This is a genomic window from Pseudomonas sp. TH49, assembly GCF_016650625.1.
In the GTDB taxonomy this organism is placed as follows: Bacteria; Pseudomonadota; Gammaproteobacteria; order Pseudomonadales; family Pseudomonadaceae; genus Aquipseudomonas; species Aquipseudomonas fluorescens_H.
In genome coordinates, this window is record NZ_JAEKFL010000002.1 from 1,772,721 (window position 1) to 1,791,255 (window position 18,535).

The window sequence follows — 18,535 nt, forward strand, 5'->3', positions numbered from 1 at the left end:
CAAAGACTAATTATTTTTTCAGCGAGTAGAAATATACTTACATTCAAATAGCTGCGAACGACTCGCTGATGATTATTCGGAGCACTTTATGAAAATTGACATTATTATTGCCGACGACCACCCAGCACTTATAACCGGAGTTGCCCATGAACTTTCAACTATTCGAACGTTAAATATTGTTGGAACAGCAAAAAACTCAACGGAAATTATTGAACTATTATTGAATTTTAGTTGCGACATTTTGATCACAGACTATGTCATGCCAGGAGGCACCGCAGGCGATGGTATGGCCATGCTTTCCTTTCTGCGTCGGCGCTACCCGGACATTAAAATTATCGTATTCACCAGCATTGACAACACAGCAATAGTTACAGAAATAATTAAACTTGGCGTCGGGTCGGTATTGAACAAGGCAGACGATATAGGGCACCTGATTTCGGCAGTACATGCAGTTTATGCGGGCGCAACTTACATATCACCTCAATTTAGGTCATCCAGCCAGGAAGTGAATAGGAGCAATGGTTCCCGATCGGCAAACCCCACTCTTACACGACGAGAGACCGAAGTTATCCGCCTTTATGTATCAGGACTCTCAGTAAATGATATTGCAAAGCAGTTGAAGCGAACCAAGCAAACTGTCAGCTCGCAGAAGGCCAGCGCTATGCGGAAGCTCGGTCTTATCCGCGACGCGGACCTATTTCGCTTTGCTTTTGAAACCGATCAAATCATTTCATGGCAAACAGCATGATCCTGATATCAAATCTTCTTTAAGAAACAATGGAGAATAGGATGCGGACCACGGTGAAATATAAAAAACTGATCAATCACAATACTTCCTCACCGTAAATCATGAACAATAACTCGCACCAGGGTTAGACCAACCAACAAAAAAAGCCCAAATATACCGAGAAAAAACATGCAAAAATTTAATAACCGATCCGTACCAGGAATTCTATTGAATTTCACGAAGCTAAATGATCGAGAGCAAAACAAGTTTATCTCCTGCATGAACGAGTTTCTCCTTGCATCTCATAAACGGCGCAAGCTTTTTGTCGAGCGATGGGAATGTGAGTGCACATCACAGAAATCCACTTCAAACGAGACCAACCATGAGAACCCCAGAACTTAAGACCTCAATATCTGAAAACAATCGAAGAAACATAAAATCAGACCTCATAATAAAAAATCTCCCATCAACCCTATCTTCTGGCGATGGTTTACGCGTTGTCATCCAACCTCAGCACGATCTGAGAACAGGAAACGTCCTAGCTGCCGAGGCATTGATACGCTGGCAACATCCACAAATAGGCAACATACCACCGACAGAGTTCCTTCCACACCTAGATGGCATGGGCTTGGAATCGGTACTGTTCGAATTCGTCCTCAAATGTGTCCTGGATTTACTATGTACATTAAGACTGCTGAACATTGAGTGCCCTGTCGCCATCAACGCTTCAGCATCACTAATGGCAGACATCAAAACAATAAAAACCATAGAAAATTTTTTAAAACAAGCCGAGCTACCAGCTCATCTTCTCAAAGTCGAAGTTACGGAAGACAAACCGACCACGAATCTTAAAGCACTTACTGAAAACCTATCACAACTGCGAGCTGACGGATTTTGCGTTAGCATGGATGATTTTGGGACAGGCCACTCAACTTTAGAGCGACTTATATCTTTACCATTCTCAGAACTTAAAATCGATAAGACGTTTATAACCCAAATGCTAAGCTGTGCCAGCTCCCACGCCATTGTACTCACCTCATTAGAACTAGGTAGAAAGCTAGGGCTGAAAGTAGTGGCCGAAGGTGTAGAAACCAACGATCAGTCTCGTTTATTACAACATATGGGTTGCAAATATGGCCAGGGTTTCGGCTTAACTCGACCACTTGAAATGAAGGATTTCATTACCAAAATTGTTAGAACCAAAGGAAGCGTAGTTAATGATGCAAATCATCACAGCAAAATCGCCCCCAACAACAAAAGCATATTATTGTGCTAACCTTTTGAGTTCTTATCGAGAAATAATTTAAGGCTTTGCTTCCCCATCTAGGCAGCATCGCACTCAGCCGTAAGAGTTAAAGATCACTCTCAGGTGATTGGTAGAGATAGGTCTCGGCAATACGCGAATATCCACCTGACGAGCCCGCACCCAATGAAGCATCGCCGAATGCTGACTTTCTGTAGCCTCTGATAGCAATATAATATTTCGGCCAGCCCTGCATAACTCCTCAAGGGCTATGCAACTGTCCGCATCAAAAGAAAAATCATCATACACAAGATAAGAAAATTTCGCTCCGGAGCTAACGCGCAAAAGCGCTTCAGCCTCACTGGAACACAATATCAATCCAAAGCAACCAATCTGATTAAAAATCCGAGAATATTCAATAAGACTTCCAGGATGCCTACAAATAATCAAAATTAAATCCTGACACCTACGCATAACCCCTACCCCACAAACTAAACAGCCATCAAACTCCCCATATTACGCAAAAAAACACAATAAAAAAATAGTACTTGTTCCAAAAAAAACAAGAAACAAGCGATCTCTATACTAAAAACATCTACCACCAACCTCCAATCTCTCAAGCTCATCAAATCAAATATTAGTGCCCCTCAGACTAATCAAACACCGAAAACAAAACTATTTTATTTTTATACACTCACTTCATCCCTTTCATTCGCAATACTGACCACTAGAAATAACTTACTTAAACATACAACCTCCGACACTCTCTCGTACAATGCTAGGATATTGAGCTAGCGGCAACAACACTACCGAAAAGCAAAAGAATCGGCATCCGAGATTTAAAAAATTTCTAATCTTTTCATTTCACGCTCTAAATATACCACGCCATTCATCCCTCTACTGATTAGTACTTATCAGAATAACAACTTATGCTTTTAGTACGAGTCCTGCTTTTTTCGACGACCCTCTCCAATATAATACACCTTCCACATTAGGCGAGCTTAACAAGCCAATCAAAGTAAACCCGCTCAATAGCCTAAGATTATTATGATATCTGGAGTACCCATGAAGTCCTTTACTCGCTGCTTATTGATGTTATCGTCGTTGTATATTCCTATTTTCAGCGTTAATGCCTCCGAAGGTCACTGGACGTATAACGGCGAGCATGGCCCCGACCACTGGGGGGCGCTCGGGAACTCGCTTTGCGCTAGTGGCACCCAGCAGTCGCCTATTAATATCGAGATAAATCAAGTACTGCTGCATAAAATTATCAGCTCAAACCTTGCACTCCATTATGGGAAGACCGCACTCAAGTTACAGAACAATGGTCATACAATTCAGGCCAACGTTGGCGAAGGTGAGAAAATAAACTTTCAAGGAACCGAATACCAGTTGATGCAATTCCACTTTCATACACCAAGCGAACACCAGATCAATCATTTGTCCTTTCCAATGGAAATGCATCTGGTTCATCAAGATCAAAACGGCCAACTGCTGGTAGTAGGGCTCATGATCAAGGAAGGAAATAAAAATATAGAGCTCGCATCGCTGTGGAGCAACCTTCCGAGAAAGGATAGCGAAGAAATAACACTCAGCGCAGAGGCTGCGCCGGATCTTAATAAGCTCATTCCCTTGGAAAGCCACCATCTATATTACAAAGGTTCCCTGACAACCCCGCCGTGCACGGAAGGTGTTCAATGGGTTTTATTTGAGCAACCCATCGAGATGTCAAAATCTCAAATCAAAAAATTCCGCGAGTTGTTCTCGCAAAACCATCGTCCCGCGCAACCTATTAACGAGCGGGAGGTGGACGAGGACTGATTTTTTGGGCCTCTATTAGATGCTGCTCTTCATGCCGCAATCCACGCATTTCGATGGATGGGTTGGGTCCAGGGCGAAACTGGTGGGGCCCAAGAGTGGTGAGTTTCACATCTCATCAAACTTGGCCCGCTCAAAACAATCACGTACATAGTCTCGGGGTACGGCGCCCTTGCATTACATTGTAAAGAGGCTCTCCGTATTTGTAAGACGCCCCCAAGAGTCGATACATAACTGCATAACCGCAAAACACATGTTTGGTAGGTAACTCATCTGATGTGTTGCAACCCCGAGAGGGGATACGACCATCGCAACCAAAATCCTAGCGCAACTTTATCCTTGCTTGACTACTAAGACGCCAAGCGCAAACAACCTTTCGACACGACTGCCAGACCAATACTCAGAAAGTGCTCATAGACGTCTCTTAATTGCTTGTTGGAAAATAATACTCCATCTAAAGGCCCCTTCTAGTTATGCGCAATTTATATTCGCTCTCCTTACTACTCATCACTGCCACCTCGATATTGGGCTGCGTTACACAGCTAACCGAATCAGGCAGTAAAATTTCCCTAGTAACTGCGTCTTCAGTTAACTCCTGCGATGTAGTCACCGGATTTACGGTACGAGGTTTTTCTAATGATGACGCGCTGAATATCGCCTTTAACAAAACGGCGCAGTTTGGGGGCGATAGCATGAGTATATTAGATATTAGCGATTACGCCGAGATAACAGCAGCTGCTTTAATTTGCCTCCAATGATCTGTTATTTACCGATTAAGGCCTGAGGTGATGATGAGTAAATCACCTATAGAGATCCGTAGCAGCCTTTACAGGTTACGAAGCTGTTTTCGGGAAGGGAACGACCAAGATCGCGGCATGACTCACGCCAGCATCAAACCACCCGACCTAACTCTAGGGCACGGATTATGCGCCGGACTGATTGGCACTAGCCTCAGGGTCCTCAAAGACCTTTTCAGCCTACTGAGAAACTGAATCTATACAAATCAGGTAGCTGGACGCGGCGCTACACATCAGCTACAGGTAGCTTGTTTCGGTCACTTGATTGACCGCTTGGGTTTTGAATTCTTCAGGATAACGCGGGTTGCTCATAGCACCTCCTAATAGCGCTCAATTTAATGCAAGAAGGTGTCTATGAAACCGGGAGCGATAATGCGTTACCGCTGTTATATCTCCCCTCTTATCGGGGATTACCTAGCACTTATTTTTCTCTATTTTGGCAAACTCGAGGGAGCTTATCTTTAAATTCTTTGTTGCCTTTCACGATGTGCGTCATTACCGCCGCGGCGACGTTCTCACCCACTACGCCCCCGGACACAGAATACGACGCAGAAGATTGTTCAGGAGTATATTCCCCTATCAGCCAATCTACTTCTTGGCAAACTTTATACTCTTCGACTTCTAAGTTGTAGCGAGAGCCTTTGTCACACATTGCTGTTCTTCCCTAGGATCGCCCACAGGCGGGTAGTTGGCTGGTTCTCAGGTTATCAATAATATTCCTATACCCACAGTGCGGTTGATTTTTACTCATTCATCGAATCCCCCCGCCCTTACATCAAACGATCTACTAACACCTCACCCGGCACCTGCTAAATATCCACTCGACGATTGATCGGTCTCCCAAACACGGTGTCATTGTCAGCAATTGGCTGACTGCCTGCAGGTTCTTGGACGACAGAGCCGTTGTCAGGAATGTCGCCCACGCACTGCATCCACTTGCGCGCAGCTAAGGCTAGCTCATAGGAAAGTTACAGGTATTGATCGACATCCCCGTGGTGTCGGAGTGCCCGACAATCACCTTCAGCCAACCCGGCTGAGCCTTGATGTGGAGCAGAGCGTGACCAGCGCTTTGGCCGAGCCAGGCTTAAGTTCGCTGCCCCCAGCATCGGATCGCGACAGGCTTTCGTCACTTGCTCTTGCTGGATAACTTTAAGCAGGTGTTTGTCCGTACTGCCATTTGGCTCCACTCCCAAAAACCGCATACAAAACAATCATCATGGCAACGGTAAACAGCTACAGAGCGATACCACGCTTGCGGGATTTCGAGGCAGCACGTGGCACCTCAGACGTCGGATGGGCGAGCAGCGTCAGTCGATTGCTTCCCGGTCCGGGCTCGGGTCCAGATCATCGCGGGTCAACGTAAGGCGCCACGTGCTCTTCAACATGTAGGGCGTGCAGAGCAACACCACCTTTGTGACGAACTGAGCGTCTTTGTTTAGCAGCACGTCCAGTTGAGACCCTCTCAGAACTTGACCACCAGGGCCTGCTGCCCTCGCAGTTCATTGTGTTGGCTGGTCGCTTAACCATCAACGGTCGCAATGCATTCGACATCTTATGAGATATCGCAGAGAAGAGCGGTGAGACTAAGCTGGGCCAAAACCTGAAAGAACAGATTTACCTGCTTGGTTTCAGTTTCTCCGAGCAGATCAAGGAAGTTATCCGTGCTGAGCCTCGGCCTGGCGGCATCCTTCACCATTCACGCTAATTTCAGGGACGCCACCGCGCGGTCTTTTCGTTCTAAGCCCCACCACACTGTTGCTCTGCGCAGGAACTGTTGCTAGGGCTGAATCATTTCAAGGCGTCCTGAAAGTTATAGAGGTGTTATTTAAGGCTCTCTCATCTTGCTCTGAACGAACGATAAAAATCTCTTTAGGTGCCATGACTCCCAAAGACACGGTACTGCCTTCAACTTTGATCACTTTGATTTTGATTTCTTCTCCGATACAAAGGTGTTCGTTGGGTGTTCTTGTGAGGACTAGCAATGGGTATTCCCTTCTATTTACTGATCTATGTCTATGCAATTATCTCCATAAACCCGAGACAAAGTATGCAGTACCTGTCTGATTTTTCCTGTCGAAGTTTATTTTACTCTCTCTGCCTGGGAGAACAACACAACACCGATTATTACCAATGGCTGATTTGTGGTTGAACCTACTCCGATGTGGTAGCGATTGACTATTCACCGTGTGCAATTCGCAACACGCCGTGTTGGTCGCTCCCAAAACTGCGAGCTCTCTATATAGCCCGTGCATTCAGAAATAGATATTGATTACATGGTCGGAATATCGACTATGTCGACGCCGATGCTGGCTTCTCGATTCGATACGTGACGATTGCCATCCTTACTGACAATTTATGTATTTTTCGTATAATGTATGGAATTTTGGCAAAAAAAATCTTTGGGCTACCGACTGTTGCGAACCTCAATAAGGTAGCAGACGACGACGACCAAACAGATGATGACCATCAATACTCCAAAAAAATCGCGCATAGAAAAACTCACTCATTACATAAGAAAGGACCTCGATCAGCCTTGCGACTCAGCTCATACAAAAAAACGGCAGATCAGGCAAGGGGTGTATATATAAACCGGTAGCTGCAGCCCGTATGTAGGACGAGTCTGAGAATGAGATAGAAAGGTCTATAATAGAGATAATTCACGATCGGTGGCGTCTGACGGGCAGGCTGGATACGTCGACTGCCCTTGAACTAACTTCTTGGTAGACACACCAGATCTAAGCTCCGATGGAGACGAAGGAGTAACAGTTGGTACTATTCCTTCAGCTCTAGCGAGCGCATCCCCGCTTCACCGTGACGCGTTTGAAGTGTGCACGCTTGTACTGACAATGTTGCCTGAGGAATTTGAGGGCACGCGAAGCGACGTGAATCGGGCCATTAAGCTTGTGGATATACTACCGCGGCTAGACCTCCTGGCCGAGCTTTACCCAAAACAGCTTTCAATCTCGCCGTCCAAAGCAACCCTAAAGCGCCGGGATCGTAGTGGTTCTTCGTCTTTAGACCTGGTCTCTAACAATGGCGAGTACTCGGTGCGCGCGACACGGCATGCCCACATTGGTCACGTTCGACTCAACATCGTCGGGGTACGCCTAGAGCGATACGTCAAGCACATCCCGAAAGAGGATGTCGTGCTTGGGTCCTCAGTTAAAGATGTCGATCACATCGACTCCGTCAGCGCAAACCGCAGCAAGGTCTTCTCGCGGAAAGGAGAGACTCACATCACCTTTGCGGAGGAAGCCGACGTCGACGCGCTTGCCGGTTTGCTGTACGAACTTCACCGCGCGAATGTCGCGGATGATCTGGAAGGCAATGAAGCGGTCATGGCGCTCGGTAATGCCCCCTACGCCCGACCGTCTGGCTGCGCGTCCTCGCAAAGAATATCAGCAACAGCGCTCTGGACCGCGCTGTCTGACACCGATGAGATGAATGTCACGAAGATTGCGGTGCGGCACGGGGCTAAGCAGTTCTCGCCGGATAGTGAGGAGTGGGTCATCCCCTTCGACTGCGAGACGGGCGCGATTTTTCGGAGGGCGAAGGCATCGAACTGATGGAGTGCGGCGTGGTTCCTATAGACAGCAGCGACCGATGGTTTACTGTCGGCTGGGTCTCGTCCGACCTCGGACGCGGCGTGATGCGCGTGCATGTTAGAAACATGCGCTTCTCACCAAAGAAGGGAGATGTCCCGCATGTCCGCGGTACCTTTGAAAAGGTGGCTTCTGAACGACGAGTCGCAGCGATGAAGCGGGTGCTCGCGGGCGGAGGCCTCATAACTTCGTTTGTTGACTACTTCGATCCGGACACCGAACAAATGCCAAAGCGCCACACCGCGATTGACGTAGGCGATCTTAGCAAATATGACCTGAACGCCTCCCAAGAAGAGGCCATGCGGACCGCTCTGTTCTATGGACCGGTTTTTCGCTGCTGCAGGGGCTGCCGGGAACAGGGAAGACAACATTACGGCCTCATGATTGGCTGACCAGCAAGATGTTATGAGCCAACCCTCGCGACAGCAACAGGTGAACAAAAGATGCAACGAACGCCATGGACAAGGTAGCTGGTTCGCTGCGTGCGTCAAGCATGAATGTTTCCATGGCGCGCGTAGGTCTTAAATCAATGGTATCGGTCCAACTCCGTAACGTCCAAGAGGATTCGCTACGTCGGCGCTACCGCGAGAGTTTTGATGCGGAAATTCTAGATCATGTACGTGCGGCGGGTGCAGCTATGGGGCTTCCCAAAGGGCTACGTGCACAGCGCAACGAAGCTTCACATCAAATTGGACCCTATGCGCCAAAGCATTGACCGCCTCATACGCACGATAGACGAGTCCGATGATAAGGACATCACGGCTAAGGAGCATCCAGGGCGGCTCAAGCGGGTGTTCGTCGATGTCGCGAACGCCAATTCGGCATCCATGCATCGACAGGAAATGATGCAGGCAACCTACGTGGTTTAGTGAGCCAAAAACTCGAATCGTTGGCTCATCAGTCCGGTTCGCCGAGCCCAGCTAAATGCGCTCGTCTGGAGCAGATCGCTCGCCTATTGATGGAGTTTTCCCAGGTGCTACGCAAACCCAAGCTTCAACTTCACTGCTTTCCTAGCACGCAGCTCCAGTATTGTGGCAGGCACCTGCATGGGCGTTGGCAAGCAGGCGTTGGGCATCACCGAGGGTCCATACGAATGGGTTATTGTAGACGAGGCTGCGCGGGCGTCGCCAATGGAGCTCGTTGTCGGGATGCAAGCTGGAAAGCGCGTGCTACTGGTGGGCAATCACCTACAACTGCCGCCGTCTTACCCCCCCGTCGTTGAAGATCAAGCGTCAGCCCTACTGGGAATGCCGTGCAAGGTTTTCCGACGGATGAACAATTTTTAGCGAGCATTTTCATCGAGTTACGGCCAATTGGTGGGAGGAACGTTACGCCAGTACCATATGGCGGAGCACATCACCCAACTTGTATCGCACTGCTTCTACGCAGAGGCATTTGAGGTAGGACGCGCGCCTCTTGGAACTGAGTACGAGAAGCTACCCTCCTTCCTTGCCTCTCAGGTCGTGTGTATTGACACCCAGGATCAGGGCCGCGAGGCCTTACACCGTCCAACTCGCCCTCACGAAGGTGCGCTTGAGAAAGAGCAGGGAGCCTTAGTCATCGTGGAAGTGGTTCGAGCAATGCTAACCTCGACTGAATTCTTAGAGCAGGTTCATGCACAGGAGGGTGATCATGAGCCCATCATCGGAGTCATCGCCATGCACTCCGATCAGCGCGACATGATCAGAGATAAGCTTGAACAGGCTGAACGCTTTGGTCGAGAGCTTTTTCCAGCTTCTGAAACGGGAACGAATCAAGCGGAAGATGCTTGTAGTGACGTGTTCCATTACATCGAGATGTTCTACGACGCAAAACGTCGCCATGGTTTCAACAATCAGCTGTCACCGATAGAGTTTGATAAGCGTTACGCAATAAGCTTGCAAGGTGTCTAGAGAATCCGGGGCGATTCATAGAACCAATGCGGTTATTGGCTCGACTGATCGGTGAGCAGATTTCATCCCGCTCAGAGTAAAATCATAACCACAAAAAAGGCCCTCAAAAAGGCCTTTTTTGTACTCAAACCACAGATCACTTGTTCAGCCAAGACTCAACGGTGTCTGAACCGTGCTCAGCTTTCCACTCTTTCAAGCCTCTGTGATTACCTCCTTTCGTTTCGATAATCTCACCGGTATGCGGGTTCTTATAAACCTTGACCTGGCGAGCTTTGCGCGTACCGGATTTTGGCGCCACCGCAAGTGCACGACGGCTAGATTGAGGGTCAAGCAGATTGATTACATCTTTCAGGCTGTAGCCATACTTCGCGAGCAAATCGCGTAGCTTCGTTTCGAATTCAATTTCCTTCTTAAGCCCGGCATCACCTTTTAAGGCTTCGAGAGCTTGGAGTTGGTCAGCCAAGTGTTTTTCGAGCTGACGAAATTCTGCGAGTTTAGACATTGGAAACCTCTTCTAGATATGCTGTTACATTACACCAAAAAAGACACATGCATACACTGATAGGTATATTTACGCACGCCCTGAGGAATTAACTGAATCCCACAGTGGTGAGCGAGGTCACCTACTACGAGAGTACAAGGCGACAAGCGATGGAAGATTTTTATGAGCCTTGCACCAGCTCAACGCTCAAAGGATCAGCGAGAGTGATGCTCACTACGTTGAGGACGTCCGGAGGAAGATCAATGATTACGGCACGGTGACATCAGATAATTACTTGATACCAGTGGGTGCGAAGCGCTCTCAATATCCAACGCCTATCTGCCCCCTCTACTAGAGTGAGTAAGCAGAGGATCAGAGAGCGCCCTTCCAGCTTAATTACAGGACACCGGAAAGCGCTTTGTAACCGACGTAAGCGGAGCGCGCAGGCTGCCATAGCCGAAGACATGAACAATGGACGCCTGTAGGGCCGAAATACGGCGGGACACGGGAGTTCGGTTCACGACAGCCCGCCCGCGCACAGTGGATCTCCAGCTACCAACACTGGGCATGCTGACTCCATGATGCTTTGATCCCTGAACCAGCCGAAACATGTGTATTAATGATTGCCTCAAATATTCGTTATGCAATGTTGGCCTACTACCGTCCTCTATATCAAACCGCCGATTCTACAGCCCCGATATCCGAGCCGTTCGGCTGTCGACAACGCGAACCGAGTCAACAGACAAGGGACGTACACATCCTGAACGATGGGCGGTGAGCAATGAAGCTGCAGAGCATTCGGTTATGTAATTTTCAATCCTTCAGCAATGGGCCTACGGTAATCACATTCGAGGATGTCACCTTATAGGCCCAAATGGCTCCGGAAAGAAAGCAGTCCTGCAAGCGCTCTGCAGGTTGTTTGCCTTTGATCCAAGCCTCCATCGCATTCAGCGATCTGACTTCCATATGTCTGTTGATGAGGATTTGATACCTGAGGAACGTACTCTGTGGCTTGAAGCGGATTTCGAATTCCCGGAGCTGCAGGAGGATGAGGACAACCAACCCTGGCCCCGCACTTCGCTCATATGCGGTTGGATACAGCCGACGGCATACCGCGCATTGATATCGATTGAACGCAACCATGGGGATTGATGGGGAAATTGAAGAGAATCTAGCGTATGCCCTGATTCTCAACCTCACGTGCCACCTTCACCTGAGAAGTAAGAAGGCGCCATCCCACTCATCATTCGGATGTGTACAAGCGAAAGCATGCCGGTGTCAGTGCCGATCTTTCGAGATGAGCTAAAAGAGATCAAAGGCGCTAACGTCCGGAACATTCAAAAAATCCATCAACATCTAGAAGCGCTACATGTTGATCCACGGGCTTATATGCCTAGAACAAAGCAAACCTGAATGATTCGCCCGGGATCAGCGTAACCAGTCACCAAACGGAGCACTCGCATCAATGTAACGCATCGCGGACTGTACATCGCGCCAGCCCACATACTCCATCAAGGCTTTCGTCCCCCAGGCGTTACTGCTGGCCCACGTCGCAAAGCCACGGCGCAAGGAGTGCCCAATGTACCCTTCGCCTACCAAACCGTTGCGGACAAACGCCAAGCGCAACAGGCGCGATAGGCTGTTTGGATTAAGCCCGCTGGGCCCGATATGGCCCCAGCGATCGATCGCGCGGAACACCGGGCCTTGCTGCAAACCACTGGCCTCCAGCCAACGCTCATAAGCCTCTACGGGGCACAAGCGCTTCAGGGCGGGCACGCTGACCGTCTTGCCCTGGTGGTGATGGTCAGTCTTGCCACTCGCCAGAAACACTTCCAGGCTTTGCCCTGGCCGCAACTGAATGTGCTCAATCCGCAAGCGGTACAGGTCGTCACTGCGCAGTGCGTGCCAGAACCCCAAGAGAATCAGCGCCTGTTCGCGATACGCCCGCAGACGCTCACCGCTGTCGCTTGAGTTCGCCTGTGTCTCAAGGCCAGCGATTGAAGCTTCGAGCGCCTGCAGTGGCAGGACTTCGGCTTGTTTGATAGGTCTTGGGTGTTCCGCGCGAATACCGCGCAGCACATCGCGCACCTGCGGTTGTTTGGTGGGGTCCGCAAACCCATGTTGTGTGTGCCACTGCGCCAACGCCGCGAGGTGCGTGCGCAGGGTCGCGCTGGACAACCGTTCGGCATGATCCGCCAGGTAGCGCACGACACTCTCGCTCGACGCGGGCAACAAACCGCCCCATTTGTCGGCGAAATGCTCCAGCGCTTGGCGATAACGCCGCTGTGTGCTGTCCCGGCGTGCCGCCTGGCGGTACCGCTCAGCCGGGGAAGTCATGCTGCGCCCTCCGCATCCACCGTCGTGAGTCCCCATCGCCCCGGCCAAAGCTTATGACGTTTGAGAAATCAAGTTCACAAAGCTGATGATTCGTCGACGTGTTCCATCAATGGTGGCGCTTTACAGGTGTAATGATCCTCCCTGTATCCCGGTACGAAATCGTCGCTTCCGTTGTCATTTGACTTGGTCGCTGTGTCGCACCGCCAAGCAACAAAGACTCATCGACGCCCACATAACGTAGAGCGCTGTCCACATCACGCTAGACGAGATATTCAATCAAGGCTTGAGGACTCCATTGATTGCGCATGATCCAAGTGGCAAAGCCGCTACGCAAGCTAGGCACTGCTCCATAACGTGTTCGAGGACAAGCCGCAATCGATGCTACGTTTTCTCTCAACAGTGCATAGTCCGCAGCGACGTATTGTGCAAGAACCTGATAGAGGGAATGACTCACAGAACAATCTCTAGCGGCGATTTATCAGCGGATTTATTAGCCGACGTAGCATTTTCCAGTCAGAAACCATCGCCTCGTACAACCGTACATAACGGGATAAATCTTTTTGTGTTTAGACCTTTCAAGCTTTCTCGATATCAGCTGAACACAAATCTTTCTTTCAACTGATTGAATTTATTGAATTAAACCTAAATGACGTTTCAGTCAAAATTGACAACGCATAGTCTGGAGTTGGAAAATCGCACATTCTGGTTGGTTGCGTACCCTAGCCAAGGCCACGAGATGCTCTTCGATGCCCATACACGCTCGTTCGCAGCGTTAGGTGGCGTGCCGCGTCGCGGCATCTACGACAACATGAAAACGGCTGTCGACAAGGTCAATAAAGGCAAGGGCCGCACGGTCAATGCCCGGTTCTCCGTGATGTGTGCGCACTACCTGTTCAATCCGGATTTCTGCAACGTAGCCTCTGGCTGGGAAAAGGGCATTGTCGAGAAGAACGTTCAAGACAGTCGACGGCGCATTTGCCTTGACGCTCAAAACTGCATGTTCCACACCTTCGAGGAACTGAATGCCTGGCGGCCAACGCTGTCGTTCGCTCTGGAGCGAGCTGCTGCATCCGTAGTACAACGGGCTGACGGTGGCGTAAGTTTTGGAGCTGGAACGGGTCGAAATGATGCCGATGCCGACCGCCTTTGATGGCTACGTTGAGCGCACCGTAAGGGTCTCCAGCACCTGCCTGATGAGCTCGGCACGAAATCGCTACTCGGAGCCTTGTGAGCGAGTCGGCCAGTGGGTCAGTAGCCGTCTTTACCCATCCCGGATCGTGGTCATCGCCGATGACATGATGATCGCCAGCCACGAGCGTCTGTTTGATCGAGATCAGGTCAGTTTTGACTGGCAGCATTACATCCCACTCATCGAGCGCAAGCCGGGTGCACTGCGCAATGGCGCACCGTTTGCCGATCTGCCCAATCCGTTGCGGCTTCTCAAACGGGGCCTGAGACGTCACAGCAACGGTGATCGAATCATGACGCAGGTGCTGGCTGCCGTGCCCATCGCCGGTCTCGACCCGGTGCTGGTAGCGGTAGAACTGGTGCTTGAGTCGGGAAGCTTGAGCGCCGATCACACCCTGAATGTTCTAGCTCGACTGACCTCCACTGCACCACTGCCTTCCGTAGAAACCAGCCTGCAACTCAAGGTGGCTCCCGTTGCCAACACGGCCCGATATGACCAACTCCGTAGAACAGATGAGGAGAGCCGCAATGCGTGACTTGATGGCAGAATTTAAAGAACTGCGTCTGCATGGCATGGCGCAGGCTTGGGAAGAACTGGCGGCCCAGGGAGAAGCTTCGACGGCATCCTCGAAATGGCTGCTTGAGCATCTGCTCCAACAGGAGCAGGCAGATCGCGCCGTGCGCTCTGTGAATCATCAGATGAACATAGCAAAGCTCCCCATGCACCGTGATTTAGCCGGCTTCGACTTCAGCGCCTCCAGCGCTGATGCCCGTCTGGTCAAGGAATTATCCAGCCTTGAGTTTACGGAGACTGCGCAAAATGTCGTGTTCATCGGTGGGCCTGGAACCGGAAAAACACACCTGGCCAGTGGCTTGGCCGTATCCGGAATCACCACTCATAACAAACTAGTACGATTCTTCTCCACGGTCGATCTCGTCAACCTGCTGGAGCGTGAAAAGTACGATGGTAAGGCCGGCCGAATCGCCCAGGGACTCCTTCGTACAGACCTAGTGATACTTGATGAGCTTGGGTATTTGCCCTTCAGTCAGAGTGGTGGCGCGCTGTTATTTCACCTGCTTTCAAAACTGTACGAGCACACCAGCGTGGTCATCACCACCAACCTCAGCTTCTCGGAATGGTCTAGCGTGTTTGGCGACGCCAAGATGACCACAGCGTTGCTGGATCGGCTGACACACCACTGCCATATCGTCGCAACGGGCAAAGAGTCTTACCACCTGCAACACAGCACCTTAGCCGCCCAGACAAAGATCAAATCGTGAACGAAAGCGCAAGGACGAAGATGGTATCGAGGACGATGAGCCGTTTTGATCTGCATCGTAAACACCCTGCCGCATGCCTACATGCGGTGGGGCCTGATGCCTCTTCAAACGGAACACGACTGCTAAGCTTATCCACAATTGCTGGGATAAAAATCAGCAATCCCCCCTTGGGTCAATTTGCAATCGGCAGGGTGGGTCAGTTTTCAATCAGCGCCAACACTCTACCCTCCAATTTTTAGTAACGGGACGAAGCTGAAAGTGCAAGTCTGGCCCAAAAAAGCTCTGTAGGGGCGGGAGATTACGTAGGAGGGACCGACCTCCTCACGATCACTAACGCCTTGGCATTCATTCAAATCATTAGGCATTAGAACCCTGAATCAGTCGTCCGACCTGCTAAACCCGCGGCGATAACGTTGCGGGCTAATGCCCAGTTGTTGTTGAAAGTGCTCGCGCAATGTCGTTGAAGAGCCGAAGCCTACCCTACCGGCAATTTGCTCGACTGAAAAACGAGTGGTTTCCAATAACAGCTGCGCGCGTCGTACTCTCGCTCGAGACAGCCATTGCAGTGGAGTGGCCCCAATCTGCTCGAGGAACCGTCGACTGAGTGTTCTGCTACTAATCGCGGCGTGAGCTGCAATGGTTTTCAGCGACAAAGGTTGGTCAAGGTTTTCATCCAGCCAAATGAGCAACGGCCCCAGCGCTGAATTAGATTCAGGTGCAGAGTGCACGATGAACTGCGCCTGGCCACCCTCTCGCTCAAGCGACATTACCGCCAGCCGCGCCGCGTCAGCGGCTACGGTAGCTCCAAAGTCGCAGCGCACCATATGCAGACAAAGATCCAGTCCCGCCGAGGCTCCGGCTGACGTCAAAATCTGACCGTTATCAACGAACAAAACATTGGGATCAACTTTCACCTTCGGAAATAATCTGGCCATATCAGCGGCAGCCCGCCAGTGTGTCGTCGCGCGTAAACCGTCGAGCACTCCGCTAGCAGCCAAGGTGAAGCTGCCACTGCAAATTGACGCGATTCTGGTGCCTTTGGCCACAGCCCGTTGCACAGCGGTTCTCAAAGCATCAGACACCGATCCAGAGAGATCTTCCGTCCCTGGAATAATAATCGTGTCAGCTTCTGCGAGTTGCTCTAGCCCCCACCTAAATGTCAGCCCGAAACCCGCCATCTCGATTTTTGAGTGTTCTGCACAGACACGAACTCGATAGGCGGGCTTACCTGACGTCAACGTCACCCGGCTGAAAACCTCATAAGGAATGGAAAGGTCAAATGAGACCACATCGTGCTGAACCACGATAACGATACGATGCATAAACTGACTCCGTCGCAAGGAACTGGATTCTGTCCTCTCTTGGTGGGACATGAAAGCGGATGGCTCAATTCCTTCGAACATTGTCAATCGAGCCAGTGTTCTCTTCCAGGCATTGATCCTAGAATTTCCGCCCGATCCGCGTGCAGCCCTTAAACTATTGGAGTGCTAGTGAATCCATCAAGACCAACCCCAGTCGAGCCTGACCCCACTGATAAGGCCCTTCACCGCTTGTCGTGTGCGTCAATTATAGAGACCTGCACATTAGCTTCATTGTTATTTATCGCAGTGCCGCTGAAACACCTAGCGGGCTTTCCAGCAGCTGTGTCGTGGATAGGACCGATACATGGGATAACGTTGGTTACGTACCTCTGGCTACTCAGTACGTCATTTGCAAACCCTATTTTTACGCGTGGCGAAATACTGCGGCTGCTCTTTTCGGCAATCATTCCCGGCGGCGGATTTTTTAACATCGGCCTATTCAAGAAAAAACAGGTAGCTCTGAAGTTGGGGCTAACTCAATGATTTATTTGCTGCTCAAAACGGTTCATGTGATGGCGGTAGTCACCTGGGTGAGCGGATTGTTGATGCTGTCTCTCGTGCTGGCTGGCCTTCGCAATTCTGTTGCGCCCTATATGCCTCGCGAACGCCGCTTCATGGTCGCCCTCAAACACTGGAACCATGGCGTGACTTCGTCCGCCATGTTACTGACGTGGCTACTGGGAATAGGTATGGCCGCTATGGGTGGCTGGCTCCCTGCGCCTTGGCTAATTTTGAAACTAATATTCGTTGTTGTACTTTCTGTACTGCAAGGCATCCAGACAGAAATGCTCCAAAGGCTAATTAGCGCCGACTATCGACCGTTACCAAAGTTTGTGCAGTTTGGTGCAAGTCTTAGCCTCTTTTTTGCTACGATGATTGTCCTTCTCGTAATGACTAAGCCACCGCTCGCGGCTTACTCCGAAGTACTTCTTCACTAATCTTCGCAGTCGAGAGCGTCGAAGTCCTTTTCATCTTTACGCTTGTACGCCACTCCATCAACCGCTAAAAGCAACATTCGAATCTATATAAGGCACTCTCTATAAAGGTGAATTCATGAGCGAAAAAAGAAAGCTATTGTTGACCGGCGCCAGCCGCGGAATTGGCCATGCTACGGTCAAGCATTTCAATGCCGCAGGCTGGGAGGTATTCACCGCGTCTCGACAAAATTGGGTGGCTGAATGCCCTTGGGCCGAAGGATTGCTCAACCATATCCACTTGGATCTTGAAGATATCAACAGCGTCAGCACGAGCATTGCGACAATCAAGGAAAAATTGGGCGGTCGCCTGGACGCACTGGTGGATAACGCAGGCATATCCCCCAAAGGACCGGAGGGCGGCCGACTCGGGGTACTAGAGACCGACTATGCAACATGGTTGAAGGTCTTCAATGTCAACCTGTTTTCAACCGCATTGTTAGCACAAGGGCTGTTCGATGAGCTGAAAGCAGCCCGGGGAAGCATCATCAACGTCACTTCTATAGCTGGCTCCAAAGTCCATCCTTTCGCCGGCGTAGCCTACGCGACCTCGAAGGCCGCACTTTCCGCTTTGACACGGGAAATGGCGTACGATTTTGGTCCGCATGGGGTGCGAGTAAACGCCATTGCACCAGGAGAAATTGACACAGCGATTCTGTCGCCAGGCACTGCAGATATTGTGGAGCGATTGGTGCCTATGAACCGTCTAGGAAAACCGGAGGAAGTAGCATCGCTGATCTACTTTCTCTGCACCAGTGGTGCTTCCTATGTAAACGGCGCTGAAATCCATGTGAATGGTGGTCAGCATGTCTGATATGTAGACATTCTGGTCGA

Annotated in this window: 13 protein-coding genes and 5 pseudogenes; 14 read left to right on the plus strand and 4 right to left on the minus strand. The window is 50.3% G+C overall.

Features of this window, described 5'->3' with window-relative positions; translation table 11 throughout:
• Positions 1–88: 88 nt before the first annotated feature.
• The 3 genes from JFU48_RS25180 to JFU48_RS25190 all read left to right on the plus strand — a co-directional run bounded on the left by JFU48_RS25180 (position 89) and on the right by JFU48_RS25190 (position 3,791).
• Positions 89–748, plus strand: a complete 660-nt coding sequence (locus tag JFU48_RS25180; protein ID WP_201138030.1) for a response regulator transcription factor — start codon at positions 89–91, stop codon at positions 746–748.
• A gap of 361 nt (positions 749–1,109) precedes the next feature.
• On the plus strand, positions 1,110–2,003 hold the full coding sequence (locus JFU48_RS25185; RefSeq protein WP_201138031.1) for an EAL domain-containing protein: 894 nt from the start codon (positions 1,110–1,112) through the stop codon (positions 2,001–2,003).
• 1,032 nt (positions 2,004–3,035) lie between these two features.
• Positions 3,036–3,791, plus strand: a complete 756-nt coding sequence (locus tag JFU48_RS25190; RefSeq protein ID WP_201138032.1) for a carbonic anhydrase — start codon at positions 3,036–3,038, stop codon at positions 3,789–3,791.
• A 2,587-nt stretch (positions 3,792–6,378) separates the two neighbouring features.
• Here the strand turns inward: JFU48_RS25190 and JFU48_RS25195 are convergent.
• Positions 6,379–6,606: a carbon storage regulator gene (locus JFU48_RS25195; RefSeq protein ID WP_342216054.1), complete on the minus strand. Its 228-nt coding sequence runs from the start codon at positions 6,604–6,606 to the stop codon at positions 6,379–6,381.
• Positions 6,607–7,431: 825 nt separating this feature from the next.
• Between JFU48_RS25195 and JFU48_RS25200 the strand changes: the two genes are divergently transcribed.
• The 6 genes and pseudogenes from JFU48_RS25200 to JFU48_RS25225 form a co-directional block, all read left to right on the plus strand.
• Positions 7,432–8,151 (plus strand): hypothetical protein, encoded by a 720-nt coding sequence (locus tag JFU48_RS25200; RefSeq protein ID WP_201138034.1) that lies wholly within the window; start codon positions 7,432–7,434, stop codon positions 8,149–8,151.
• 11 nt (positions 8,152–8,162) lie between these two features.
• Positions 8,163–8,579 carry a hypothetical protein gene (locus JFU48_RS25205; RefSeq protein ID WP_201138035.1) on the plus strand — a complete coding sequence of 139 codons (417 nt, stop codon included), beginning with the start codon at positions 8,163–8,165 and terminating at the stop codon, positions 8,577–8,579.
• A gap of 65 nt (positions 8,580–8,644) precedes the next feature.
• Positions 8,645–8,902, plus strand: coding sequence for a hypothetical protein (locus JFU48_RS25210; RefSeq protein ID WP_201138036.1), 258 nt, complete (start codon positions 8,645–8,647; stop codon positions 8,900–8,902).
• 304 nt (positions 8,903–9,206) lie between these two features.
• Positions 9,207–9,473 (plus strand): annotated as a pseudogene (locus JFU48_RS30675) (AAA domain-containing protein); the annotation flags it as partial.
• A 57-nt stretch (positions 9,474–9,530) separates the two neighbouring features.
• A pseudogene (locus JFU48_RS25220) lies at positions 9,531–9,839 on the plus strand (hypothetical protein); the annotation flags it as partial.
• A 55-nt stretch (positions 9,840–9,894) separates the two neighbouring features.
• A pseudogene (locus tag JFU48_RS25225) lies at positions 9,895–10,079 on the plus strand (IS3 family transposase); the annotation flags it as partial.
• A 136-nt stretch (positions 10,080–10,215) separates the two neighbouring features.
• Here the strand turns inward: JFU48_RS25225 and JFU48_RS25230 are convergent.
• Together JFU48_RS25230 and JFU48_RS25240 are read right to left on the minus strand one after the other, a co-directional pair.
• Positions 10,216–10,581: a histone-like nucleoid-structuring protein, MvaT/MvaU family gene (locus JFU48_RS25230; protein WP_201138038.1), complete on the minus strand. Its 366-nt coding sequence runs from the start codon at positions 10,579–10,581 to the stop codon at positions 10,216–10,218.
• Positions 10,582–11,988: 1,407 nt separating this feature from the next.
• Positions 11,989–12,897, minus strand: coding sequence for a tyrosine-type recombinase/integrase (locus tag JFU48_RS25240; protein WP_201138039.1), 909 nt, complete (start codon positions 12,895–12,897; stop codon positions 11,989–11,991).
• 691 nt (positions 12,898–13,588) lie between these two features.
• On the opposite strand from JFU48_RS25240, the pseudogene istA reads away from it, so the two are divergent.
• Together istA and istB are read left to right on the plus strand one after the other, a co-directional pair.
• A pseudogene (istA, locus tag JFU48_RS25245) lies at positions 13,589–14,621 on the plus strand (IS21 family transposase); the annotation flags it as partial.
• Positions 14,614–15,415: pseudogene (istB, locus tag JFU48_RS25250) on the plus strand (IS21-like element helper ATPase IstB). The pseudogenes istA and istB, both read left to right, overlap by 8 nt.
• Positions 15,416–15,743: 328 nt before the next feature.
• On the opposite strand, the gene JFU48_RS25255 reads toward istB, so the two are convergent.
• The gene (locus JFU48_RS25255) at positions 15,744–16,688 is read right to left on the minus strand and encodes a GlxA family transcriptional regulator (RefSeq protein ID WP_201138040.1); all 945 of its coding nucleotides are present in this window, start codon (positions 16,686–16,688) and stop codon (positions 15,744–15,746) included.
• Positions 16,689–16,856: 168 nt separating this feature from the next.
• Between JFU48_RS25255 and JFU48_RS30680 the strand changes: the two genes are divergently transcribed.
• The 3 genes from JFU48_RS30680 (at position 16,857) to JFU48_RS25270 (ending at position 18,515) form a co-directional block, all read left to right on the plus strand.
• Positions 16,857–17,210 (plus strand): DUF3817 domain-containing protein, encoded by a 354-nt coding sequence (locus JFU48_RS30680; RefSeq protein WP_201138041.1) that lies wholly within the window; start codon positions 16,857–16,859, stop codon positions 17,208–17,210.
• On the plus strand, positions 17,207–17,665 hold the full coding sequence (locus JFU48_RS25265; RefSeq protein ID WP_201138042.1) for a CopD family protein: 459 nt from the start codon (positions 17,207–17,209) through the stop codon (positions 17,663–17,665). The genes JFU48_RS30680 and JFU48_RS25265 overlap by 4 nt, the downstream gene beginning before the upstream one ends.
• Before the next feature lie 115 nt (positions 17,666–17,780).
• Positions 17,781–18,515: an SDR family NAD(P)-dependent oxidoreductase gene (locus JFU48_RS25270; protein ID WP_201138043.1), complete on the plus strand. Its 735-nt coding sequence runs from the start codon at positions 17,781–17,783 to the stop codon at positions 18,513–18,515.
• Positions 18,516–18,535 lie beyond the last annotated feature (20 nt).